Source organism: Bacillus sp. D386, assembly GCF_006346415.1.
In genome coordinates this window covers 698,675-723,192 of sequence record NZ_VEMV01000002.1, presented here as the reverse complement: position 1 = coordinate 723,192, position 24,518 = coordinate 698,675, and the positions used below count along the sequence as shown (strand labels likewise).

Genomic DNA, 24,518 nt, shown 5'->3' with positions numbered 1-24,518 from the left:
CATTGTACTCGAATAAAATGTTTGAAAAATCTGTTTGTAACTATTTATATTAGGAGAGAGTTACATGGAAAATGAAATTAAACAATTAGAAATGCAATTTCACAAGGATATGTTGGGTATTTATGAAAATGCAAAGAAAATAGGTTACAATGCTTCGAGGTTTAAACAAATGGTTGCTAATCAAGGTGGGTTAAATGTAGCAAAGAAGTTTATTAATAATAATGAACCTTCCGAAGGATTTACAAGTTTATGGGAACTGGGAAGATTAGATTTAACTGTAGAAGTATTAATATTAAATCAAAAATATCATGATTTATTTACTATAGAAGAAAGACGTATTGTGAGGACTAGATTAGAAGAGTATGGTTTTGAGATTAAAGATGAATATAAAGAAAGAGTGCATGAACAGATAGATAAACAAAATCATACTAATACTTGGATATTTCAAGGGAATCCAAAAGTATTTGATGTAGATAATTATGTTCAGAATAATAAGTATATCTGGTGGTCATTAAGACAGAAACATTTTAAAGAAAATATTAAATTAAATGATATTGTTTTCATATGGAGGTCAGATGGCTACGTAAAAGAAAGTGGAGGTATAATAGCTAAAACAAAAGTAGTAGCTCTACCTACAGATGAAACAGATGATGAGGGAGCCAAAGAGTATTGGCATACTGAAGACTGGAAAAATCCCTACCTTTCAGTCAAGTTAGAAGTTATTGAATTTCGCATAGAAAAGGATAAGGGATTTATTAATAGATTATCTCTAAAAGATAATCCTATTCTTTGTGATTTGTTAATATTAAGACTCCGTCAGCAAACAAATTATTTATTATCAGAGGAACAAGCAGCCGAACTAAATAATTTATGGGATTCTAAAAATAAAGCTATACATAGTTTTTCATGGCAAATCACTCCAACTAATATTGCCATAAAACATCTTGATAAGTCAGCGTTTCTCCATAACGGAACGGGTATACCTAAAGAAATAAGAGGCTTTTTTAAGGCGGGCTCCTTAGAAGTCGGTAAGAAGATGGAAATCATTTTAATGTATAAAGAAATGCCTTTTGATGCTCATATAGAAATGGATTTCCATAATAGAACAAGATTGATTTGGAATATGGATTTTTCAAAAATAATAAGAGGGGTATATAAAGAAGTTTATATCAAATTTAAACATAATGAAGAAGTACTAGAAGATGAACGGCCTCAATTGTATTTCGAAAAGAGTATAGATAATCAATATAAGCTAAGCTTTGAAGAACCTCTGTCTTTAAAACAAGTTCAAGAAGATGTAGAGGCAGAAATTCTAGAAGAAGGAAACGATGACAAGTTCCTTAAAGAAGGAAAAGTTATAGAGTACTATGGAAAGCGATATGAGAGAAATCCACAGAACCGCAAAAGAGCTATTGAAATGCACGGTTTAAACTGCACTGTATGCGGATTTAATTTTGAAAAAGTCTATGGGGAACGAGGTAAAGATTTCATTGAAGTCCACCATGTTCATCCTATAAGTACTATTAAAAAAGAAATAGAGATAAATCCAGAAACTGATTTAGTTCCGGTGTGTTCTAACTGTCATAGAATGATACATAGGAAAAAGAATGAAGTACTTTCGATAGAGGAATTGAAAGGTATACTACATCACATTTAAAAGTGATTACAATATTAGTGAAAAAATGTATATGAAGAATTAGGGATATGAGCCAATTATTTATAGTGAATAATGGCCTATTGCTTTTTAGAAGGTGGATAATGTTTTTTGATATCTGTATGATTTAGCAGGTAATCAACACTGACTCCATGGAACTCTGCAATTATATACAAAGCTAAAAGAATAATTTTATGTTCCCCTGTCTCATAGAGACTATATGTTCTTTGATTCACAGATAATTATTTTGCCATGTATGGTTGATTTATATCTTTATCTTCTTGCAATGCTCTAATTCGTGAATGTTGCATGTTTACTCCTCTTCGGATTCATTTTTTTAGTATACGATAGGCCTTTAATACTTATTGGATTTTTAGTCGAAAGAGCCTAAAATTATTATTAGAACATAATGATAATTAGGAGGAGTATATTATGGCTTTAATTAGATGTCCAGAATGCGGTAAGGAGATATCAGATACATCTGAAGTTTGTATCAATTGTGGATATAAGCTACTAAAAAAAGACTCACCACTTAAAAACTTAAAAAAGTTTAATAAAAAAATATTTCTTCTGGTTGCAGCAATATTGGTAGTAGTCGTATTGATTTTAACCTTCTTTTTGCAAAGCAGTGCTAAAGGAGAGTGGTGGACTGAAGGTAATTCAATTTCGGCAAGTCTCACCTTAAATTCAGATGGTACAGCAGATATAGTATATTTACGAGGCGAGGATGAATATGATGGCATTTCCAAAGGGATTGTGCTTGCAGAATCAGCTACTTGGGAGCAAGATGGCGAAAAGGTGACAATTACATATATTCCTACTTGGGAAAAGGATTATGATAATTTTAATGTTCATCTCATATATGGGAAAGATGCCGATGGTGATGAGTGTCTTATTAATAGTGAAACAGGGGATAGATATTATCGTACATATGCTTTAGCTGATACTAAATAAAAACAAAAAATTATTAATAATAAACAGTCTTTTAAGATGACATCGATTCATGTATAATTTCTGTCCAAACGAAAGATTTTTAAATGTGAATAGTTATACCACATATACCATAAAGAGAAACAAATTATAAATGTAAATATGCCCTTATAAAGCTTTATGCCGTAACTGGTATAAGGCTTTTAATATAATACATTATCTTCAACTAGGATTGGCAGTTCGGAGTGTAATATAGATTTTTGGAATCCCCGCAAGCAGATTGTGGATTTTTTTATTTTTAGCGGTATATATTATTGAGAAAATATAAGAAGACTGAAATTCAAATCCTGATTTTCAGTCCTCTTACCTTTTCATCGCATATATGTCTATACATCAACTAACATCATAAGCCATTTCAATGAGTCGTTTAGATTTTTCAAAATCTTCATCTTTAAATATGGTCACCTCTAAATCTCCTGTCCCATAATGTCCTATATTTCGAACATCTCGGGTAAAACCTTGCTCCAAGGTAATACTTTCAGGATTTACTTTAAGGTAAAGTAATATTTTTGCGGTTTGCGGGTGTATCTCAACACACGCAAAATTTTTGATGCGTTTAAAGGCAATGTAATGTTTTAGGACTTTCATCTGTACGTCATCACCAAGAACCATCAAAAAAGTTTTTAGTTTTTCAAATCTATCGGTTAGTTCTGTATCTGCTTGTTCTAAATAGTCGGATACAGTTTTAACTTTAGTGTTCCGATTATATGGAGAAGGTAATGTAGCATGGTCGCTAATTTGTATTGTTTGGGCGGCCGTAGAATTAACTAATTCTAACAATAAAAAACCATCTGGATAATGTTTATATTGATATAGCTCAATGTTCCTATTGATTTGTTGAACAGCGTGTTTATCATATTTAGTAAATCCTCCAGCGATACACAGTAAACGAGGGCTACTCCAATCGATAGAGTCTGAATAATCGCTACCATATTTGCGCATAACCATTAACTCAAATTCAGCTTTATGGTCAAGTAACCAATCTAAATAAAATAAGCCTTGGTTAATAACATTCTCATTAATAGACCGTTTATATTCTATTATAACGGGTGAGTTATTTTCGTCGATTCCTAGGGTATCAATACGTCCTGCATGACGTTTTCCTGTACTATGTTCTGAAGCTAAAAAACGCACTCCTAGAAATGTTTCTAAATGTTTTTCAATGATATGTTGTAATGATTTTTCAATTGTAACGGATTGACCTTGTAATTCTTCTACCGCATTATCATTTAATTTAAATAACTTTATATCCCCCATATTTTTCACACTCCTTACGATGTTTATTATACCATTTTCAAATTTTGAAAATTCATGATGACTAAATTTAATGGATAACGATGGAAAGGTTCTTCTTAACTACATTATTAGCTATGGCTGAGATGGAATGAAACTTAATTGTGAAACGTAGAGACAGGAAGGAAGAGCAGTTGAAAAGAAACTGGATATTTTTCAGAAGGAGACAAATAAAAAACACTATAGTTTAAATACTGTAGCTCTGGAACTTCCAAAGAAGTCGAAGAATTAACTGGGATTAAGAAGCAAAATGAGAGAGGCACTATAGTTCTCATTTACACTTCAGATTTGTACATGCATTCGATAATTTTAATTTAATTATTAAATTTTCTTCACACCCTTTTAAGAGTGTAAAAGTGATATAATATAAACTGGTTAATTTTGGATAAGAGAATAGAGTGAAATGTGTGAAGATAAAATAGTGTGTCTTATGTCGAATTATCATCAAATACTAAAATACCTAATCTTGTGATTGGTTTTTCGCAGGAAGATAATTACAATCGTGATTCAGATTTTATTATTATCCATTTTTGTTGAATGAAGAAAATAGTTATCAGCGTGGTAACAAGCAATTTAATAATAGACATTAATAAGGAGAAACATATGAATAATAGAAAAAAAGTGTCTGATGAAATTGAAAATGAATTATTTTTTAAATCAAAAAGAAGATGTTGCATATGTTATTGGTTAGATAATGATTTGGAAGAAAAACAAGGGCAAATTGCACATCTTGATAAAAATAAAAACAATAATAATATTGATAATCTGGCTTTTCTTTGTTTACCCCATCATGACAAATATGACACTAGGACAAGTCAGTCAAAGAACTATACAAAATCTGAAGTGAAAAAATATAGAGAATTGTTATATGAATATTGGGAGGTACAAAGCAAGGTCATAAATAAAGAAAATTACCAAACATATTTACAAGATACAATTAATTTAAAGAATGAGAATCAGATTATTAATAATGATACTATTATTTTTAAAGTATCTGATTTAGATATAGCGGAACCTCAATACGTAATGTTAGAACTATGGAATGAAGGAAAGTATGAAGTGATAATAAATAAAATTATAATGGAAAACAGAATACCTTTTCATTATAGTGCAAATGATTGGGAAATCGCACCAACAAAAGGAGTGGATAATAGTAATATTCTTTCAGTAATTAGATACAAGTACCGTCATATAAATGATTTTGAACTAGAAGTTCAAAAATATATTTATTTAAAATATATGTTTCCAAAGATTAGAGTTAATGCAGAACAACTTTACTCATTTCAATTTGATTTTAGGATTGAAGTGACAATACCATCCAAAGAATTTCAATATAATATACCTGACATTAAAAGAGAGATAGTGAAAACAATATTTTTTAAACACGAAACTGGAGATTGAGAAAAGAGAAATTTGGCGTTCTTTTTCAGTTTTTGATTATCTTTCTTAATATAATATAGATTTTAATAAATAATTAAGTTACGTAATACACTGATAAAAGCCATCATTTACTTGTTTGTTATATAATATATACATAAAATATACGGAAACGGTGATAACCATGAGAAGCAACTTTTCTTTCTTTCGTGGCAAATGGGATGTCCTGGCTAATTTAGGAGAAACAGCGGAGAAGAATGTATATCATGACCCACATACAACCATTATGAAATTAAGGTTGTTTGCGGAGACAGTGGCGAGATATGTGTTAGCATCTGAAAATATTAGAGAGCTTAATGGAACTACCCAAGTAGACCGTATTAATACTTTACGCAGGGAAGGTTTTGTAGAACCAGAGTTAATTGAAATCTTTGATACCTTAAGGCGTAAAGGAAATTACGCAATGCATGAAGGGGATTATGGAAAGACAGAAGATGCAAAAACATTACTACAATTAACCTTTCGATTATCCATTTGGTTTATGGAGGTATATGGAGACTGGGAATTTGAATCACCAGAATATATAGAACCTATTGAGCAAACAAATGTTGATACGGAAAGTTTGCAAAGGGAATATGATGAAAAGGTTCAGAGATTAGAGCAACAAATGGAATCTATTCGAGCTAAAGCAGAATTAGAGCAAGTAGATGCAAAGGACCAACGTAAAAAGAAATCTAAACAGTTTGTACGTAAAAATAAATTAACTGAGGCTGAAACTCGTTTAATTATTGATGAGAAGTTAAGAAAAGCTGGCTGGTATGCTGATAGTACCGCTATTAATAATCAAAAACATGGAACGATGCCAGAGAAGAACCGAAATATGGCTATTGCAGAATGGAAAGTTAAAGGTGGTAGAGCAGATTATGCTTTATTTATCGGCATGGAATTAGTCGGTATAATTGAAGCTAAGGCCAAGCATAGAACTATTCCTGGGGCGTTAGAAAGTCAAACAAAGACATATGCAAAGAACATTATTAAACTGGGGGAAGAAAATTTCTTACCACCAAATAATGAATATAAAGTACCGTTTTTATATGCGACAAATGGGCGCCCTTATTTAAAGCAGCTGCAAGAAGAGTCAGGTATATGGTTCTGGGATTCACGCAAGCCCACTGAGTATGCACGCCCATTGGAAGGATGGCATTCCCCTGCAGATTTAGAGCTTTTATTAAGCCAAGATGACCAAGATGCTAATAATAAGCTAAAAGAAGAAGATATAACAAAGTTTGGCCTTAGACCTTATCAACAGGAAGCCGTTCTTTCGGCAGAAAAGGGTTTGATGGACGGACAAAGAAGAATGCTTATTGCGATGGCTACTGGCACAGGTAAAACCCGAACAGCAATTGCATTAATGTACCGCTTAATTAAGACAAAAAAATGTAGACGTATCTTGTTTCTTGTAGATAGAAACTCACTAGGGAAACAAACACAGGATGCACTGATAGATACTAAAATTGAAGGATTATCATTTTCTGATATTTATGATATTAAGTCATTGGATGATATTGAACCTGAAGTAGCTACCAAAGTGCATATTGCTACAGTACAAGGCATGGTCCGTAGAATTTTTTATAATAAAGATGATAAAACACCTACTATTGGTCAGTATGATTTTATTATTGTAGATGAAGCACACCGTGGTTATACAAGTGACCGAGAGATGACAGAGGAAGAATTGCTATTTAGAGACCAAAATGAGTATATTAGTCAATATCGTCGGGTCATTGACTATTTTGATGCCTCCTGTCTAGGATTAACCGCTACACCTGCTCTCCATACAACTGAAATTTTTGGGATGCCAATTTTTAAATATTCCTATAGTGAAGCAGTGTTAGAGGGATTCTTAGTAGACCATGAGCCTCCCTATTTATTTAAAACCGAATTAACTCAAATAGGTATTACATTTGAAAAGGATGAAGAGGTAGAGGTATATGACGAAGATGAAGGCGAAGTTGTTTTAGAAAAAATGGAGGATACTATTCATTTTGAGGTAGAGCAATTTAACAAACGAGTAATAACAGAATCTTTTAATCGAGTCGTACTCAATAAATTAGTTGATTATATTGACCCTTCAAGTAAAGAGAAAACGTTAATTTTTGCTGCTACAGATGTACATGCTGATTTGGTTGTTCGCTTACTGAAAGAGGCTTATAAAGAGCGCGGTGATGATATAGAAGACGACGCAATTATGAAAATCACAGGATATATTTATAAGCCTAATGATGCTATTAAGCGCTTTAAAAATGAACGATTACCCAATATTGTTGTAACTGTTGATTTATTAACAACAGGGATAGATGTCCCATCTATAACCAATATCGTATTTCTACGACGTGTTCAATCTCGTATTTTATATGACCAAATGCTTGGTCGTGCAACCCGTCTTTGCCCAGATATAGGGAAAACTCATTTTAATATTTATGATGCTGTTGGTATCTATGATAAATTACAAACATATACGGAGATGAAACCTGTTGTAAAGAATCAAAATACTACAATTGGTGAATTGTATGATTCACTTGTACATGCTAACTCGGAAGAAGAAATAAAATATTATCGTGAACAGTTAGTAGCCAAAATTCAACGAAAAAAACAGAGATTAAATGATGAGGGGAAACAAAAATTCGAGGAGCTATCTAAAGGAAGAACGGTTGATGAATGGGTAAAAGAAGTACAATCCTATACACCTGATAAAGCTAGACAAAGTGATATCTTGTTTGATTACTTTGATGCTTATAGAGTTAAGGGAGGAAAACTCTATATTTCTAACCAGGAAGACACAATTAAGGATGTTACTCGTGGATACGGGGAAGGAAATAAACGACCAGAAGACTATTTAGATGGGTTCATTCAGTTTATTAAGGAAAATATTAATGAAATTCCTTCGCTCCATATTGTATGTACAAGACCAAGGGATTTAACGAAAAAAGATTTAAGAGAGCTTATAGTGATTTTGGAGACAAAAGGATTTAAACAATCTCATTTACAGTCTGCTTGGAAACAAACAAAAAATGAAGAAATCGCTGCAGATATTATAAGTTTTATTCGGCAGGCAGCTTTAGGAGAAGCATTAGTAGACCATGAAACAAGAATTAAACATGCGATGCAAAAGGTTTACTCTCTTCACGATTGGACACCAAGGCAGAAAAAATGGCTAGAACGTATTGAAAAGCAGCTTATAAAAATACCTGTTTTAGCCCCAACTCCACAAGATGCTTTTGCCGAAGAACCATTCCGTAGTCAAGGTGGATATAAAGTGTTAAAACGTGAATTTGGTGAAGAGATTGATAAAATCGTAAAAACAATAAACGACAACTTATACATCAGTTAAAATAATGGCCTCTTATTGAGGCTTTTTTGAGTTATAATATAAAGCGTGACTTTAAATTTTAAGGATGTATTGATAAATAATATTTTACTATTTGGAGGAAGAAAATGAACAACCAAGAAATTGTACAAAGGCTTTGGAACTTGTGTAATGTTCTGCGTGATGACGGGATTACGTATCAACAATATGTTACAGAATTAACTTATATATTATTTCTTAAAATGATGAAAGAACAGGAAACTGAGAGTGTCATTCCTGAGGGATATCGTTGGGATGACCTTACGGTAAAAGAAGGGATAGAATTAAAGAATTACTACCAACGGCTATTATTAGAATTGGGTAATAGTGAAAATGAGCAACTCCGCTTAATTTATCATGATGCAGCAACCAGTATTGATGAACCTAAGAACTTAGAAAAAATCATAAAATCTATTGATGCCCTTGATTGGTATAATGCAAAAGAAGAGGGATTAGGAAATCTTTATGAAGGTTTACTCGAAAAAAATGCGAGTGAAACAAAATCAGGAGCGGGTCAATACTTCACACCTCGTGTACTAATTGATGTTATGGTTCAACTTATTGACCCCCGAGTTGGAGAACGTTGCAATGACCCAGCGGCAGGAACATTTGGTTTTATGATAGCCGCTGACCAATATTTAAAAAATAAAACAGATGAATATTTTAGCATTGACCCTCAACAAGCTGAGTTTCAAAAGAAAGAAGCTTTTAGCGGAATGGAACTTGTAAAGGGAACACATCGTTTGGCGCTTATGAACGCACTCCTTCATAATATTGAAGGTCGACTAGAAAACGGGGATTCTTTATCAGGCAACGGTAAATGGATGAAGAACTTTGATGTGATATTAACAAACCCTCCTTTTGGTACAAAGAAAGGTGGAGAAAGAGTCTCACGTGATGATTTAACATTTGAGACTTCTAACAAACAATTAAACTTTTTACAACTTATTTATAATGCTTTAAAGGATGATGGCAAGGCTAGAGCTGCAGTTGTCGTTCCTGATAATGTTTTATTTGAGGGTGGAGTAGGAGCGCAGATTCGACGTGATTTAATGGATAAGTGTAATTTGCACACTATTCTTCGTTTACCTACAGGAATTTTTTATGCTCCAGGTGTAAAAACAAATGTTTTGTTCTTTACAAGAGGAAAAACAGACCAAGGCAATACAAAAGATGTATGGGTATATGATTTACGAACTAATATGCCATCCTTTGGTAAGAGGAACAGGTTAACGATGGCTCATTTTGAAGACTTCATGAAAGCCTATATTGCAGAAGAGCGTTCTAAGATAGAAGACGAAAGATGGAATAAATTTAAAAGAGAAGAAATTGCTAAGAAATATGATAGTCTAGATATTGGTCTGATTGCTGATGAAGCATTATCCAGCTATGATAATCTTCCTGACCCAATTGAATCTGCTGAAGATGCCATTATGAAACTCCAACAAGCAATGAATTTGTTATATGAGGTTGTTGAAGAATTACGTGAAACACAAGAAGTTAAGGTGAATAGATAATGGGGAAGAAAAAGAAATCAGTAGATGAGTTGTTAGAAGAGGCCTTGGTTCCAAAGGAAGAGCAACCTTACGAAGTGCCTGGAAATTGGGTATGGACAAGAATTGAAAATACTATAAAACCGATGGAAACTAGAGAGCCAAAAAAATTAGATGGAGAAGTCTTTAATTATATAGATGTTGATGCGATTGATAATAAAAAACAAACAGTTAGACAAGTAAAGCAAATAGAAATAACTTTAGCACCCAGTAGAGCAAAAAGAAAAGTTTCTAAAGGTGATGTGATTATTTCACTAGTACGACCATATTTAAAAAATATTGCTCATATAGAGGTAGAGGATAATAAATTGGTAGTGTCTACAGCATTTTATGTTTGTACACCTAAAGAAATATTGAAAGCTAATTATTTATATCGCTATCTATGTACTAATTATGCTACTCAATATTTGATTGACCATACAAGGGGAGATAATTCTCCTTCGGTTCGAAGTACAGACTATGAGAAGATGCCAATTCCTATTCCACCTATATATGAGCAAAAACGCATTGCTGAAAAGTTGGAGCGGCTTATAAATAAAATTGATGAAGCAGAGTGTTTGATTAAAGAAGCAAAAGAATCATTTGAAATTCGGCGAGCGGCTATATTGAATAAGGCTTTTCGTGGGGAGTTAACTAAAGAGTGGAGAAAAGATACAAAGAATACTACCACAATAGATTTAAACTCTATTAGCGAAAAAAAAGATGAGGTGTACAAGGCTTTATTACATGAGGCTAAAATAAAAGGTATAAAGAAGCCTGCAAAACCTAAAAAATTCAAAACTGAATTTAATGATGATTATTATCCCAAAATTCCTTCAAATTGGATTTACTGTACTTTAGGTGAAATTGTTTATGATTTTAAATATGGAACTTCTGAAAAAAGTGATTACCTATATAAAGGCACTCCCGTAATAAGAATACCTAATATTGGCGAAGAGTTTATTAATACTTCTGATTTAAAATATTTGAATAATAATGAAACTATGCATATAAATTCTTCTGTAAAGAAAGATGATATTCTAATAGTACGCTCTAACGGTAGTAAAGACCTTGTAGGAAAATGTTCAATTGTGACAGAAAGTGAATCAGAGTTTGCGTTTGCTTCTTATTTAATAAGATTACGACCTATAATGGTTGATTCAAAATATGTTTTATGGCTTTTAAAATCAGAAAATGTTCGGAATCAATTATTTTCAAAATCAAAATCTTCTGCTGGCATAAATAATATAAACACTGAGGAATTAGCGACCACTGTAATTCCTATACCTTCAATTGAAGAACAGAAAGAGATTGTTAATAAGATTGAAAAATTAGTTGCTCTAGAAAGAGATTCTTTATTAGAACTACAAGTTAAAATTGAAGAAATAAAACAATCCATTCTTACAAGAGCTTTCAAAGGTGAACTTGGCACAAACGACCCCTTGGACGAAAATGCAATTGAATTAATAAAAGACGTTCTTAAAGAACAAGTAAATTAATATCTAAAGGACACTCAATGATTATTGGGTGCCTTTTTTTGTAAGCGATGGATATTACTCGCATTATTCTAATTTCATTAATCAAGACTACAATTGATACTAATGACGGAGAAGCGCTTTGTTTTAAATCATTTTCCCCCTGCAAAATCCACTAATATAACGATTAAATCAGTAAAAGAGAAATCATAATAGCACATGATACTTATAAAGGTGCTATCAGTGTATAAAAGTTCGATTTTTCGTCCAAAATGATATTAAAAGTTCGATAAAATATCCAATATACAATATTTGTAATAAATCAATTGGTTATTACTAAAGTAAAAAGAATAGAAAAAAGACCTTGTTGATATGAGGTCTTTTATTAATTGATAACTAACTTAGTATCATCAATATGTTGTGGATATATGGACTTTATCTATTATATCGAATTCATTATCCTTTGGTTAAGTTAATTGAAGTAATTGGTGGTTATTTATACATGATAATTAATTTAATTCGTCTAAGCCATACATAGAAATGATACGAATTTTGATATTAAAATTCTCTTCATGGCTAATAATATTACATTTTTTTAAATGGTCAGCTATCTCTAACATTCTATAAGTATATTCTGTATGTCCATCTGGTGGAAAGTCTGGTGATTCATCGTCTACTTCATCATATAAAGCTTTAACCTTTTGTTTTAGCATAGTATAAAAATTTTTCCCGTCACGTAGACTTTCAATTTCCTCGAACTTAAAAGAGATAATTGGAATATCAGATTTACAGAGTATTTTTTTTCTTTTACCTTCGCCGAATCTCCATTCATATCCTCCTATACCAAGAATAGAAAAAAAGACACCAAAACGTGCTCCTCTAATTGGTATCAACTCAGCAAGCTTTGTTATCATTCCTACATCAATAGATTTGGACTTATAATTTTTGCATTCACACAAAATTTTAGGTCCAATAAAATCATTCATAAAAGATGGACGTGTTTTTTCTGATAAGGTAGCTTCAATATCTGATTCATTATCAGCTGGACGGTTATTAGAAACCACATTTGTATCCTGAAAACGGTTAAAGATAAATACGGCGAGTTCTTCAAGGACTTTTCCTTTTTTCCAATTTAAATCTTTTTTCCAACTAAACGATTTTTTTACTTCTGAAACATATTGCTCAAATTCGGCAAGTGAGGTTTCATCTGAATTTATTGGCTTCCAAAAAAAATTATCGTCTAATTTATCAATGAAATTTGTTAAATCATCGAAAGTATTTATGTTCATTAATAATTTCCTCTCTTAAAACCAATCTTAACATTTTTAAAATCAAAAACATCCCCACATATAGGACATTTCATTTTAGAATTTGCTTTATAAAAATCATCAAATGAATTAAAAAAATATGGATGGTTATAATCTTCATTGATACAACTCACAACAAGTAGCACATTTAATAATCCCTCATTTGTTAAGTCAGCTAATAATAGCTCTGCAAAATCGTATGTTAAATTAACTTTTATAGCCATTATATTTGTTGTTATGACATCATTAGGTCGAAGAGAAAGTAGTTCCATTTTTACTTTGAATAGGATAGAAGGAGGTAGATTGTATTTGTTTTCTATATTCGTTAAGTTTACGGATGACAATATTAACAACCTCCTCTTCAACAAAAGCGTTTGTACCTCTGATTAAATATGAATCTGAGCCTTGTTCAACTAAAAATCTATAACTTTTTTCTGGGGATTTGTATATTATACCAATCAAATCTAAGTCACCATCAGACCTAGAGCGTCTAGCGGCTTGAGCAGCAGAACCATTCAAGCCATCTTTTCTGGATTCAACATTAATAGTATGAGTGATACCATCTGAACGCTGTCGAAAAAGAATGAAGTTTTCATCGTGGTTAGAACCAAATTTTTCAATTAATTGTGCTTCAAAAGATTGTTGTATATCTTGTATAAATCGTGTTAATAAAGCCTGATTTTTTTCTTGAACAATGTCTATTCCAGATTTTTTAAGAAGATTCTCAGCAAAAGATTCTATTTGACCCTGTAAATCAAATAATTGTTTTGTTATATCGGGGTTATTATGATTAGTAGCATCTTCTGCAAGACTATATTATGCACGGGGTATCCATTTAGGAGCAATAATCGTATGCTTACCAACTAATTTTTTGAACTCATTGAAGAATTGAGTTGCAATAGGAGACCAATCATAGCGTTGTTTACTAACCCCGTTAACATTTAGTAAATTGCTAGTAGGATTAATCACAATTTTCAAATCATTACTATCGTCAAAAAGAACACAATGTGCGAAATAGATTCTTTTATATAGTTTCTTAGTGCCATCTAAAAGTGTACCGGTTATTACACAGGGTGCTATATAAGAAAATATATATTCACCTTTTTCATTGTTACGATGTAAACCTACAAGTAAAATTTTATTCAAATTAGGAAGTACTGTTTCTATATCATCGCTAGTATTATCTATATTGAATTCCGATAGTTTATGGTTTATATGTTTATCCCTATTTAAATATATGTTCTGTAGTAACTCTCTTTTTGGTTTGTTATCTAAATTATAAATAAAAGAATAGTTATTACCATCTATTTGATGAAGAGCAAGCCAATCTTCGAATAATTCATCTGGGATTAATGAACCTACCAAATTGGGTTGTTCTATTTCATTTTGTAAGTAATCTATCATATCATTACGAGATGACTTTTTTGGTAAGTTGTATTTATCGAATAAAATTTGAAAATGCCTAAGCTGTGTATAGTTTTTAAGTATTACTTTCACATTTGCCCAATCCAATAGTTTTGCCTCCTAACACTTTATTCTTTTATAATGATAGTAACATATATTAACATATTTATGTGGTATATGGAAATTGATTTACGCTTATGGATTTTAGTCAATAGATAATGAATCAAAATAAATTTGCGTGATTAGGATGATTTTTTATGAAGGATAGGAAGAGTAGAAAGGCTCCTTTATTAAAAAGTGGGCTTGAATTTGAAGAACTTTGTTATGATATTTTCAAGAGTAAGGGTATAAAAGTTCAGGTTTTTGATACCTTTGGAATAGACTTTATATTAGAAACTAGACAGATTGAGAGAGTAGCAGTATATGTGAAATTTTATTTAACTAAGCAACCGAGTAAAGTAATGTTGAGAAAATCCCTTTTTTCTTTAAAAGAATCAGCTACCAAGATAGGTGTAATTAAAAATATATTTATTGTAGGTTGTCCTTTAGATAAAGAAATAAAGTTTGACTTAACAAAAGAATTTCCAAATACCTCAATTCTTGATAGTAACAATTTACTTTTCTTGATAAACAATGATGTCGAGTTAATTGATAGATTTTATAGATTAATGAATGAAATCCTCTTTGATGTTCGAATAGATAGTGAGAAGCCTTTTGATTGTATCAATGATTTTATATTTAATGATATCCCAAATACTTCCTCTGATTACAAAGAAGCATTATCGCTTGGAAATAAATTATATAGGGACTTAAAAGAGATAAGGGCTGGGCGAAATGAATTTTCTTTATATGAAAAAAAGGGAGAGGAAATTTTAAAGTACCTGTTTGACCAGAATTTAAAAGGGTGGCACCCGCAAGTAACAACAGACGATGGATTAAATAGATATGATTTAGTATGTAGAATTCTTCGTGGAAACGAATTTTGGGAGTATTTAATTAATGATTTCCAATCAAGGTATATTATATTTGAGTTTAAAAATTATTCCCAAAAGATTAAACAGACTGAAATCTATACTACAGAAAAGTATTTATTCCAAACAGCATTAAGAAATGTGTGTTTTATTATTTCACGTAGAGGTTTAAGTGATAGTGCTTTAAAAGCAACTGATGGAATATTAAGGGAAACAGGGAAGTTGATTATTGGTCTTGATGATAAAGATTTAAGAGAACTGCTTAATCTTAAAGATACAGGAAATGAACCCTCAGATTATCTGTTTGAAAAAATTGATAATACATTACTAAGATTGTCAAAGTAGACAGAGAGAACAGTCACAATAACCTAAACTATAGACACTATGACTAACCGCCACTAAACCGCCACTATGGAGCTATATTGTTAATGTTATGTTTAAGAAATAAAAGAAAAAACCCTTGATATATCAAGGGTTTTTGGTATGATCCCGACTGGGTTCGAACCAGCGACCCCCACCCTGTCAAGGTGGTGCTCTCCCAGCTGAGCTACGGAATCAAAATACTATTTAATTAACAATATTTAATATAAAGGGTAAGTCAGTTAAAGTCAAGATGAATTTTTGTTTCAGGATCTTTCTTCCATGTAGGCACAAAAAACGATTTATTAAATTTTGGGAGGTACTTAGCCTCTATCCACACTTACTTAATCCTCATAATCTATCTGAGACACTTCAGAGTAAAGCCTGTAATATTTATCACCATAATCTGTCTAATAATTGGCGATATTGAACGCAAATTTTATCATTCGGTTGGTCTTTTTGTGTATATTAAAAATTATAAAATTTTTCTGTAAATTTGTTTGACATAATTTACTAAAGATGATATTTTTAGGATGCGTTAGTTCTCTATAAAGAACTTGCGACTATTGATCTATGAATTATATATAGAAGTTTGAAAGAACAGATTGTAATTTGGATTATATCTGTGACATATAGATGTAATTCAATACAATAATAGGATGAAAAGGGCTCTGTTTTGCTCTTGTTGTTCTAAATAAAGAACATATACATAAGGGGGTGAAGGAATGAAAATTGAAGAATCAGAATCTCCGTTAGATATCGTCATAAATTATGAAGATTTAGCTGATGAATGGAACTGTGCTGAGGAAAAAGAAAAAGGATACTGGGTTCGAGACAATCGTGTTTTATTCGAAATTGATCAGGTAGCGATTTTTGCAGTTGATTCTGGTAAAACAATCAGCATTTCACCACATCTGGATTCAGATCTATGTGTTGGGGACATGTATGGGAGTTATTTTGATGCAGCATCATTTGTTGCCTTTCCATGGGAGTGCCATCGTACTGGATGGTGAAGCGTATGCAATTGTTGGCGAGTCAGGTGCCGGAAAATCAACACTTGCTTCAGCCTTTATGAGTCAGGGATATAAACTGTTAAGTGATGATGTTATTCCAATATGTTTTACCGGGGATTGACCCATGGTCATTCCATCCTATCCATCTCAAAAGCTATGGCAGGAATCATTGGATCATTTTGGAATGAAATCCTCGAATTATCAACCTTTATATGGAAGAGAAACGAAATTTTCAGTACCTGTTCTGGATGATTTTCTACAAAAATCTGTTCCGCTCGCAGGGGTCATTGTTTAACAGAAGAGTATGACGTTAGCCATGAAGAATGTGAAAGTCAGGTTCGTTCATTCCTGGATATGTTGAAAAAAGAAGAATTAATTGATTAAACCATTACTTCCTAAGGAGTTATGTTTATGAACCTCATTCAGAAAGCTCGAACCTTGCTGTCCTTAGATAGCAACACCTTCATGATGTATGTAGAAGCTTATTGTTCCTTAGGAGTGGCCAGGATACAAAAGAGTTTGCCCTTTTCCAAAATTGCGCCTAAACTAGGAAGGAAAATGGAAGAGACCTCCTTAACGTATGTGCCAGCCCATGCTGAAATCCTGGAGTCAGTATCCAAAAGTTTGGAGACGATGAGCAGATATACACTTTGGGAAAGTAAATGTCTTGTAATGGCGATTGCAGGAATGAGAATGCTTGAGCGGCGTGGAATTGAAAGCACTCTTTATATGGCAACAGCAAGAGATAAGGATGGAAAGATGAAGGCTCATGCCTGGCTGCGGAGTGGATTATATTTTGTAGCTGGAGCCAATGGGAAGGAAGCATACACAGTAGTGGGAACCTTCGCGAAAAGAATGGGGGATCAGAAGGAGGAAAAATGATGGATAGACAACCTTTGCAAGTGACCGGTTTTTCCAAAGAGCTGAACCTGATGCTCGCCTTGATCAAAAATAATAGGGACTCCGTAAAAATTTTATTAAACAGTTTCTGGGACAGCGGCAATTCATTTAGCGCTTTCTTTAATGAATGTGGGCAAAGGTGATATTGTTTTTTGTTCATCACTTACCTTTATTGCCAGTGCCAATCCAGTGATTTATCAGGGTGCTCAGCTTGTCTTTATTGATTCTGAACCGGAGACGTGGAATATGTCCCCGGAGGCTCTTGAATGAGCGCTTGAATTCGCAGCGAAAAGGCATAAACTTCCTAAAGCTGTTATTGTTGTGGATTTATATGGGCAAAGTGCGAAGATGAATGAGATTTGTGAAATATGTTCTAAATACAAAGTGCCAATTCTAGAGGATGCAGCAGAGGCTCTTGAACGGGCAAAATTTTTAGCCACGCAGGCAAAGGAAATTGCCCCCTATTATCAGCATAAGGAAGTCGGATATAATTATCGGCTTAGCAATATATTGGCAGGAATAGGAAGGGCGCAGTTTGAGGTTTTACAGGAAAGAATTGATAGAAAGAGATTAATCTATGAAATGTATCGGTTAGCTTTATCGGAGATTGACGGTCTAAACTTTTTGCCGGAACTAGAACATACCGTCTCGAATCGTTGGTTGACAGTCTTCACACTGGAACATAACGATGCAGTTACCCGTTGCTTGCAGGCGTTTGCAAATGAAAATATTGAAGCCAGACCCATGTGGAAACCATTGCATATGCAGCCGCTGTTCAAAGGTGTAGATTTTTTTACCCACAAGGATGATGTGTCTGTATCTGAACAATTATTCAACAAAGGCATTTGTCTTCCATCAGGTACCCATATGACAGAAGATGATATGGAAAGAGTAATTGACTGTTTGCAGAGGGCCTTAATGAAGTAAATAATCTGAGCTAAAGAGGTAGAAAAATGATAGGAAAAAATATACAGGATTTACGTAAGCGTAAAGGAATGACACTGACCCAGCTAGCTGCCAATGCCGGAATATCAAAATCCTATTTAAGCAATATTGAGAGGGGAGTGAATCAAAATCCTTCAATTGAAGTATTGAAAAGGCTGGCTTTTGTTTTAAATGCAGATTTAAAAACATTATTGCGCGTACAGGAAAGTGATGAAAACGATCAAAATCTGAATCAGGAATTAATCGAACTAATCGAGGAATTAAAGACAGCCGTAATTGATAAAGAGCAAATGGATGAGTACCGTGCATTAATTGAGTATATTAAGTGGAAAAGTAAAGTGTAAAATAGCTGTTTCTATTTGAGAAGCAAAGGATTGAAGTAGGATGTTGAAAACGAAAAAGGTGAGTATCATTGTACCCATTTTCAAAGTGGAGAAGTATTTACCGCGCTGTATTGAAAGTCTGATTGCCCAAACCTATCAAAATATTGAAATCATCCTGGTCAATGATGGATCAAAGGATTCCTGCGGAGAAATTATCGACTATTATGGGGAACGTGATCATAGAATCATTCCGGTTCATAAAGAAAATGGCGGTGTCTCAGACGCGAGAAATACAGGAATGGCCTATTCGAGCGGTGACTACACATTCTTTGTGGATGGAGATGATTGGATTGATTTGACCTTGGTAAAAAGGTTAGTTGAAAGAATAGAACAGGATAACGCTGATATTGTACAAACATCCTATTATTACGCATATAAGGATTATCTACTATATGATGAACGTTTTGAAAAACGGGACGATCCGCCAAACGTGCTGGATAACCAACAAGTAATGAAGGAGCTAGTTGTTAATCAAATCGTGAAAAACTTTGCCTGGGGTAAGCTTTATAAAACAGCATTAATTAGAGATATCCCCTTTCAAAACTCTAAGTCGTATTTTGGTTGTTCCTGATGATACTATTTTTATTAATATGGTTTCTATTTCAGAAATGAATACTGAAATTCAAAAAACCTCCCGGTATAAGACGGGAGGGAGACTTGCGAAAAGCCTATGTCTGGCTGAGTAACCTGGATAAATCGTTCCTAATGATATCGAGCCGACCTTCCATAAGTACCTGTGGAATCTTATAGCCGACAAACAAGGGAGATACAACAAAGCGTGGGATCGCCTTGCAAATAATCAAGTCATGAAAATGGTAAAAGAAAAGGTTATAGCTGGTGCATCCCCTATGGAAACCATCCAAAATATAACGGACCAGGATTTGAAGTTTATCAGCAAAATCATCAATCTCATCTAATGTGTTCAATATTAAATTGAATTCAGTAAAACCGATAACTGGATACTTTGATACATTTAACTCAATACCGGATTTCTTGTAAACCTCTGTGCCTTCAAAATCAATCATTGCCATATTCTTATGGTAATCTACATGTTTCATTCCAATGACTTGCATATGGGCATGCTGAATGCTGCCGCCTGAAAAGGGACCATGATTCTTAAATAAGATAACGGACTCATACTCACCAGTCTTCTCCACTTCAAGCCATTTAGCAATACTGAAGCGAATTAATTCACGCATATGCTTCTGTTCATATCCCCTTATATCTTCGTGACATTGATTGGTTTCAATAATGACCGTTTGATAGGTATCCAGAAGAGTGGGATATTTATTCATCAACCAAATAATATCTCCCTTTGTCTCAAGAATATCGGTAAGCTCATCTCTTTGGCAAAAGGGGCAGGCTGCTGTTTTATTACGGATAGTTTCAGGCTTTTGACTGCCAATTGTACTTGAAAAATATAATTGTTGCTGATCCATACTTGCACCTACCTCGTTAACTGTTAAAACTCGATATGTTTATTATAAATTAAAGATATGTATGATTGTATATTTTTAGCCACATTATAGAAATAAAAAAGTGTAAAAATACATAATAAAATGTCGATAGTAACAATGACATATATCTTTAATTGATTGATTATAAAAACATGGACGGTGAGTAGTGAAATGGATTTCGAGTATAGGGATCAATATGTACAGGGAGAAATAGGTGATGTGATTGTCTTTAAAAGAGGAAATTTATTTATCTTTGGAGAAATTATAATACTGAGGGAAGCTTCGTGTATTGTGGAAATTTCTAAAGAATATGCAGACGAATTGAAACTCAACACAACGAGAACAGTTGTCAGACATGGTAATTATAAAATTATTGAGACCTTAAAAGTTCGCGCAAAAGTAAGTGAGCAACAAATCGATCCATTCAGTACACAGGTTTATCATTAAATTTACAATTCGTAGGGGGTGATTGTAAAAGAACCAATCGTGCAATGAAATCACCATTGAATATGCCTTTAAAGTTTTTTAAACCAATTTTGGAAGGAGAGAAGAAATGAAAATTAAATTATACGTCTTTTTAACATCTACCAAGGATAAAGAAAATAGTAGAAGCGAAATGATGATGAAAACAGTTGAGTCATCTTTCCGTCCGGTAATAGGAGACATTATTGAAGACCCTGGATTTGATCAGGGATTTCACAATGGATATGAGGTTGTGAAGGTGACGGTTAATTATGAGAAGAATGAATGCTATGTATCGCTTAGTCCAATGGCAATTGAATTAGAGGAAATTAGTTTCGATGATTATATAAATAAGCTTACAGCCAATGGATGGGAAATCGTTTCAAAAGAGGATGTATCAATTGGCTAACTCTTAACTAAGATCTTTATACATATTATGACTTCATGTGATTTATATTGGTATGTAAAAGACACCATTAATATTCCTATACCAAAAAGTGAACATGATACATATTCATCCAAAACAAATACTTTTGTTGCAGGAGTAAGTAAGGAAACAGCAGTAGAAAATGATAGAAGAATGATTGTGCCTATTCCTGATCATGAATATTTTGTTTGGGTTGAAAGGCTTGAAAAAGAATAACACTTCCATGCTCTTTCTAAATAAGAAGAAACCAGGTCGGTAAGCCGAGCTCACAGGAGAATAGCTGTTTGTATGTGAAACACTTAAAGATATTCAGTAATAGTAGTTTGCTATCATCCATTAAAGGGGCAATCACATTATGAAAAGAGAATGTGATTGCCCCTCTCTGTGCTATTAGATTAAGCACCAACCTTCACATGGTCGGTGTCAGGCTGATTGGTTAAATCTTTCTTCTGAAGCAGCCACATGAGTCCTGCTGAAATGAATCCGAGGGATCCAATTACCATCCAGGCAGATGTAATCGAGTATGCTGCAATAAAGCTTCCCATAATCATTGGGCTTGTTGCATATCCGGCGCCAATTATCAGTGGGAGAATACTGCTGACTCTGCCTCTGTGCGAAGCTGGTGTTTGATTAGCTATAAAGGTCGAAGCATTGATTGCAATCATGATTTCTCCAATGGTCATGATGAAAATAGATACATAGAAGAAGGGAAGTATCGTGGTGAAGGCGAGCATACCAAAGGCAAAAGCATAGCACAAGGCTCCGGTGGCTATCACTTTTATAGGCCTTATCTTATTTGTCAGTTTCGTAATAATCGGCGTAAACGAGATAACCAATATACCGTTAAATGCGGCAAGTGTTCCGTAATAGGCTGCGCCAGAATCATTAAACAACTCCTCTAAATGCAGCGGTATGGTAAATGCCCATTGAGCGTATTCAAATTCGATACATAATAGAATAAAAGCGAACATAATTAATATTGGTCTTGCCCTCAGCACTTTAAAAACAGATCCTTCTACATGCTCCTCAAGCTTTCTTTCCGTTTTCTCTGTTACTGAAATATGTTTGGTTTTTGTCTCTTTTATAAAAATGAAAATTAATGTTGTTGCTAAGAGCGTAGCAATTCCATCAATGATGAAAACAAGATCTAAATGATTTTTATATAGTAGACCGGCCATGATTGGACCAACCGCAAAACCTAAATTAAAACCCATATAGGTTAATGAATAAGCACCTTTCCGATTCTCGGGGGTAGTTAAATCCGCCAATAGTGCATCGTAGGCAGGTGAGCACAAAGCAAAGAAGAGTGATGATAGCATGAGCAAATAAGCCATGGTCATCGAAGGCTCTATTAAACCTATGGATATAACGGTTATGCCTCCTAGACCTTGCGAAACTACAATAATAAATTTTCTCCCCAAGGTATCAGCCAGCTTTCCGCCTAAAATCATACTTGGTGCAGAAATGACACTGACTAAAGTAACATATAGCCCTGCTTGCGCACTATCCATGCCGATCTTCTGAGTGAGGATTAAAACAAGTAATGGATGTACAAACCCTCCCAGACTATTAATAATTCGAGCAAAAAATATAATATAAATTTCTTTGGGTAACCCCCGATATGGACTAAATAAATTTTTAAAAAACTGCATAATGCCTCCTGATTCCTTTAATTAAATTCCAATAATTTCTATTTTAATAGATAAATAGGTAAAAGAGAATATTTGTTTAAAAAATTTTAAATATTTTGAAATTTTAAAGGAAGGAATTGGTATAATGGTGTGTGAAAGATGATAGCTTCAACCAGAGAGAAGGTAAGCAGATGGAGTTTTTTAATGTATTGATTCCGGTATTTGTTATATTTGCTTTAGGATATATAGGCGAGAAGAAGATAGGATTTGATCCAAAAACGATCTCAACGATGTCCCTTTATTTAATGACACCATTACTGGTGTTTCAAACGTTTTATACTAATGAACTGACGTTAGATTATCTTTATATTGTTATTTACGCGTTTGGGCTTTGTTTAGCACTTATTATCTTTGTATGTTTTATCGCTTTTATAAATAAATACAACATAAAGGAAACCTGTGGGCTCATTCTTGGTTCGGTTTTTATGAACAATGGTAATTATGGAACACCTGTTGCGTTATTATTGTTTGGCGCTGCCGGATTTGATTATGCCATCATCTTAATGGTCACCCAAAGTATCGTGATGGCGACAATTGGGGTATATGTAGCGGCGCGAGGAAGTGATATAGGCGGAGGGATTAGAGATACACTTGCAATTGTATTACGTATGCCTGTTGCATATGGAGCGATTTTTGGACTGTTATTTCAGTACACGGGTATTACCATCAGCCATTCCTTAATGACTACCATTGATTTAGTTGGAAGCGCGGCTATTCCGACAATCATGCTTGTTTTAGGTATGCAATTAGCCAAAATCAGTCTGAAGAATATTGAATATAAAAAGGTTACGTATGCACTAATCATTAAATTGGCAGTGGCGCCCCTTGTAGCGTGGGGAATTTCAGCCCTTTTGCCAATCGATACCTTGCTTAAACAATTAATGATTATCATGGCCGGAATGCCTGCTGCTGCAAATACGACGATGTATGCCATTCAGTTTAATACAAAGCCGGAATTTGTTTCGGTTTGTACATTTATAAGTACAGTACTTAGCTTAATCACTTTACCAATCATTTTTTATTTTGTTTTATAGTGAGAAGGATTTATTAGAAAGTGAAGTACATAAAATGGGATTAAACGAATCAATTTATATGAAATATTAGTTGTTCCGCAGAAAGGATGGTATTGGGAATGAAAAGAAACAAAGTATGGATTCCAGCGCTTTTAATGGGGGTAAGCTTGGTGGTATGTATAATGGCCCTTATCCAATCGATCAACTCAACTCCTCAAAGATATCCATTATTAGGCTTGATCCCCTGTGTTATAGGTGCAGCTTCTTTTCTATATATTAATAAAACCGCCCAAAAAAAGACTTTGTTTCTATGGTTCACTCAGATATTAAATATAGTATTTATGATATTTCCATTGATAACACTTCTATACTTTATGTCCTCTAATTAGATTCTTAATTATTGACCTCTTGATTTTGAGGTCTTTTATTTATGCTATAAATCTTAAAACTATAAAATT

At 33.4% G+C, this 24,518-nt stretch carries 25 protein-coding genes, 1 tRNA gene and 1 pseudogene; 20 read left to right on the top strand and 7 right to left on the bottom strand.

Annotated features, from left to right (window positions below; genetic code table 11):
* The first annotated feature begins 64 nt into the window (after positions 1-64).
* Both FHY45_RS08460 and FHY45_RS08450 read left to right on the top strand, forming a co-directional pair.
* Entirely contained in the window at positions 65-1,657 is a 1,593-nt protein-coding gene (locus FHY45_RS08460) for an EVE domain-containing protein (RefSeq protein ID WP_139891389.1), read from the top strand.
* 429 nt (positions 1,658-2,086) lie between these two features.
* Positions 2,087-2,608: a zinc ribbon domain-containing protein gene (locus FHY45_RS08450; RefSeq protein ID WP_139891388.1), complete on the top strand. Its 522-nt coding sequence runs from the start codon at positions 2,087-2,089 to the stop codon at positions 2,606-2,608.
* 369 nt (positions 2,609-2,977) lie between these two features.
* Here the strand turns inward: FHY45_RS08450 and FHY45_RS08445 are convergent, their stop codons facing one another.
* Positions 2,978-3,901 carry a DUF5655 domain-containing protein gene (locus FHY45_RS08445; RefSeq protein ID WP_139891387.1) on the bottom strand — a complete coding sequence of 308 codons (924 nt, stop codon included), beginning with the start codon at positions 3,899-3,901 and terminating at the stop codon, positions 2,978-2,980.
* 639 nt (positions 3,902-4,540) lie between these two features.
* Between FHY45_RS08445 and FHY45_RS08440 the strand changes: the two genes are divergently transcribed.
* The 4 genes from FHY45_RS08440 (at position 4,541) to FHY45_RS08425 (ending at position 11,751) form a co-directional block, all read left to right on the top strand.
* Entirely contained in the window at positions 4,541-5,338 is a 798-nt protein-coding gene (locus tag FHY45_RS08440) for a hypothetical protein (RefSeq protein WP_139891386.1), read from the top strand.
* A gap of 160 nt (positions 5,339-5,498) precedes the next feature.
* Positions 5,499-8,705 carry a type I restriction-modification system endonuclease gene (gene hsdR / locus FHY45_RS08435; RefSeq protein ID WP_139891385.1) on the top strand — a complete coding sequence of 1,069 codons (3,207 nt, stop codon included), beginning with the start codon at positions 5,499-5,501 and terminating at the stop codon, positions 8,703-8,705.
* A 104-nt stretch (positions 8,706-8,809) separates the two neighbouring features.
* Positions 8,810-10,237, top strand: a complete 1,428-nt coding sequence (locus tag FHY45_RS08430; protein WP_139891384.1) for a class I SAM-dependent DNA methyltransferase — start codon at positions 8,810-8,812, stop codon at positions 10,235-10,237.
* Positions 10,237-11,751, top strand: a complete 1,515-nt coding sequence (locus FHY45_RS08425) for a restriction endonuclease subunit S (protein WP_139891383.1) — start codon at positions 10,237-10,239, stop codon at positions 11,749-11,751. Before FHY45_RS08430 ends, FHY45_RS08425 begins: the two co-directional genes overlap by 1 nt.
* Positions 11,752-12,236: 485 nt before the next feature.
* Here the strand turns inward: FHY45_RS08425 and FHY45_RS08420 are convergent, their stop codons facing one another.
* The 3 genes from FHY45_RS08420 to FHY45_RS08410 form a co-directional block, all read right to left on the bottom strand.
* Positions 12,237-13,016 carry a hypothetical protein gene (locus FHY45_RS08420; protein WP_139891382.1) on the bottom strand — a complete coding sequence of 260 codons (780 nt, stop codon included), beginning with the start codon at positions 13,014-13,016 and terminating at the stop codon, positions 12,237-12,239.
* On the bottom strand, positions 13,016-13,378 hold the full coding sequence (locus tag FHY45_RS08415; protein ID WP_139891381.1) for a hypothetical protein: 363 nt from the start codon (positions 13,376-13,378) through the stop codon (positions 13,016-13,018). The genes FHY45_RS08420 and FHY45_RS08415 overlap by 1 nt, the downstream gene beginning before the upstream one ends.
* Positions 13,379-13,850: 472 nt before the next feature.
* The gene (locus FHY45_RS08410) at positions 13,851-14,546 is read right to left on the bottom strand and encodes a hypothetical protein (RefSeq protein ID WP_139891380.1); all 696 of its coding nucleotides are present in this window, start codon (positions 14,544-14,546) and stop codon (positions 13,851-13,853) included.
* 149 nt (positions 14,547-14,695) lie between these two features.
* Here FHY45_RS08410 and FHY45_RS08405 point away from each other — a divergent pair, with 149 nt between their 5' ends.
* Positions 14,696-15,754 carry a restriction endonuclease gene (locus FHY45_RS08405; protein WP_139891379.1) on the top strand — a complete coding sequence of 353 codons (1,059 nt, stop codon included), beginning with the start codon at positions 14,696-14,698 and terminating at the stop codon, positions 15,752-15,754.
* Positions 15,755-15,893: 139 nt separating this feature from the next.
* Here the strand turns inward: FHY45_RS08405 and FHY45_RS08400 are convergent.
* Positions 15,894-15,966, bottom strand: a tRNA-Val gene (locus FHY45_RS08400).
* Between the two features lie 528 nt (positions 15,967-16,494).
* Here FHY45_RS08400 and FHY45_RS08395 point away from each other — a divergent pair.
* From FHY45_RS08395 to FHY45_RS08365, 9 genes and pseudogenes are all read left to right on the top strand, one after another.
* Entirely contained in the window at positions 16,495-16,782 is a 288-nt protein-coding gene (locus FHY45_RS08395; RefSeq protein WP_139891378.1) for a hypothetical protein, read from the top strand.
* The gene (locus FHY45_RS08390; RefSeq protein WP_180349919.1) at positions 16,730-16,903 is read left to right on the top strand and encodes an ATP-binding cassette domain-containing protein; all 174 of its coding nucleotides are present in this window, start codon (positions 16,730-16,732) and stop codon (positions 16,901-16,903) included. Before FHY45_RS08395 ends, FHY45_RS08390 begins: the two co-directional genes overlap by 53 nt.
* A gap of 3 nt (positions 16,904-16,906) precedes the next feature.
* Entirely contained in the window at positions 16,907-17,077 is a 171-nt protein-coding gene (locus tag FHY45_RS20505) for a hypothetical protein (protein ID WP_180349918.1), read from the top strand.
* Positions 17,047-17,166: a PqqD family peptide modification chaperone gene (locus FHY45_RS21215; RefSeq protein ID WP_139891569.1), complete on the top strand. Its 120-nt coding sequence runs from the start codon at positions 17,047-17,049 to the stop codon at positions 17,164-17,166. Before FHY45_RS20505 ends, FHY45_RS21215 begins: the two co-directional genes overlap by 31 nt.
* A gap of 27 nt (positions 17,167-17,193) precedes the next feature.
* Complete coding sequence (locus tag FHY45_RS08380; RefSeq protein ID WP_139891376.1) at positions 17,194-17,664, top strand: lasso peptide biosynthesis B2 protein; 471 nt, start codon at positions 17,194-17,196, stop codon at positions 17,662-17,664.
* Positions 17,664-17,825: a hypothetical protein gene (locus FHY45_RS20500; protein ID WP_180349917.1), complete on the top strand. Its 162-nt coding sequence runs from the start codon at positions 17,664-17,666 to the stop codon at positions 17,823-17,825. The genes FHY45_RS08380 and FHY45_RS20500 overlap by 1 nt, the downstream gene beginning before the upstream one ends.
* A pseudogene (locus FHY45_RS08375) lies at positions 17,770-18,609 on the top strand (DegT/DnrJ/EryC1/StrS family aminotransferase); the annotation flags it as partial. The gene FHY45_RS20500 and the pseudogene FHY45_RS08375, both read left to right, overlap by 56 nt.
* 26 nt (positions 18,610-18,635) lie before the next feature.
* Positions 18,636-18,971, top strand: a complete 336-nt coding sequence (locus FHY45_RS08370; protein WP_139891375.1) for a helix-turn-helix domain-containing protein — start codon at positions 18,636-18,638, stop codon at positions 18,969-18,971.
* A gap of 40 nt (positions 18,972-19,011) precedes the next feature.
* Positions 19,012-19,581, top strand: a complete 570-nt coding sequence (locus tag FHY45_RS08365) for a glycosyltransferase family 2 protein (RefSeq protein ID WP_139891374.1) — start codon at positions 19,012-19,014, stop codon at positions 19,579-19,581.
* A gap of 97 nt (positions 19,582-19,678) precedes the next feature.
* Here the strand turns inward: FHY45_RS08365 and FHY45_RS08360 are convergent, their stop codons facing one another.
* On the bottom strand, positions 19,679-20,449 hold the full coding sequence (locus tag FHY45_RS08360) for a DUF4931 domain-containing protein (RefSeq protein ID WP_139891373.1): 771 nt from the start codon (positions 20,447-20,449) through the stop codon (positions 19,679-19,681).
* Positions 20,450-20,638: 189 nt separating this feature from the next.
* Here FHY45_RS08360 and FHY45_RS08355 point away from each other — a divergent pair, with 189 nt between their 5' ends.
* The 3 genes from FHY45_RS08355 (at position 20,639) to FHY45_RS08345 (ending at position 21,572) form a co-directional block, all read left to right on the top strand.
* Positions 20,639-20,914 (top strand): DUF2187 family protein, encoded by a 276-nt coding sequence (locus tag FHY45_RS08355; protein ID WP_139891372.1) that lies wholly within the window; start codon positions 20,639-20,641, stop codon positions 20,912-20,914.
* Positions 20,915-21,020: 106 nt separating this feature from the next.
* The gene (locus FHY45_RS08350; protein ID WP_139891371.1) at positions 21,021-21,338 is read left to right on the top strand and encodes a hypothetical protein; all 318 of its coding nucleotides are present in this window, start codon (positions 21,021-21,023) and stop codon (positions 21,336-21,338) included.
* Positions 21,339-21,365: 27 nt separating this feature from the next.
* Positions 21,366-21,572: a hypothetical protein gene (locus FHY45_RS08345; RefSeq protein ID WP_139891370.1), complete on the top strand. Its 207-nt coding sequence runs from the start codon at positions 21,366-21,368 to the stop codon at positions 21,570-21,572.
* A gap of 179 nt (positions 21,573-21,751) precedes the next feature.
* Here the strand turns inward: FHY45_RS08345 and FHY45_RS08340 are convergent, their stop codons facing one another.
* Positions 21,752-23,008, bottom strand: a complete 1,257-nt coding sequence (locus tag FHY45_RS08340) for an MDR family MFS transporter (RefSeq protein ID WP_139891369.1) — start codon at positions 23,006-23,008, stop codon at positions 21,752-21,754.
* Between the two features lie 170 nt (positions 23,009-23,178).
* Between FHY45_RS08340 and FHY45_RS08335 the strand changes: the two genes are divergently transcribed.
* Positions 23,179-24,081 carry an AEC family transporter gene (locus tag FHY45_RS08335; protein ID WP_066101200.1) on the top strand — a complete coding sequence of 301 codons (903 nt, stop codon included), beginning with the start codon at positions 23,179-23,181 and terminating at the stop codon, positions 24,079-24,081.
* The last annotated feature ends 437 nt before the right edge of the window (positions 24,082-24,518 follow it).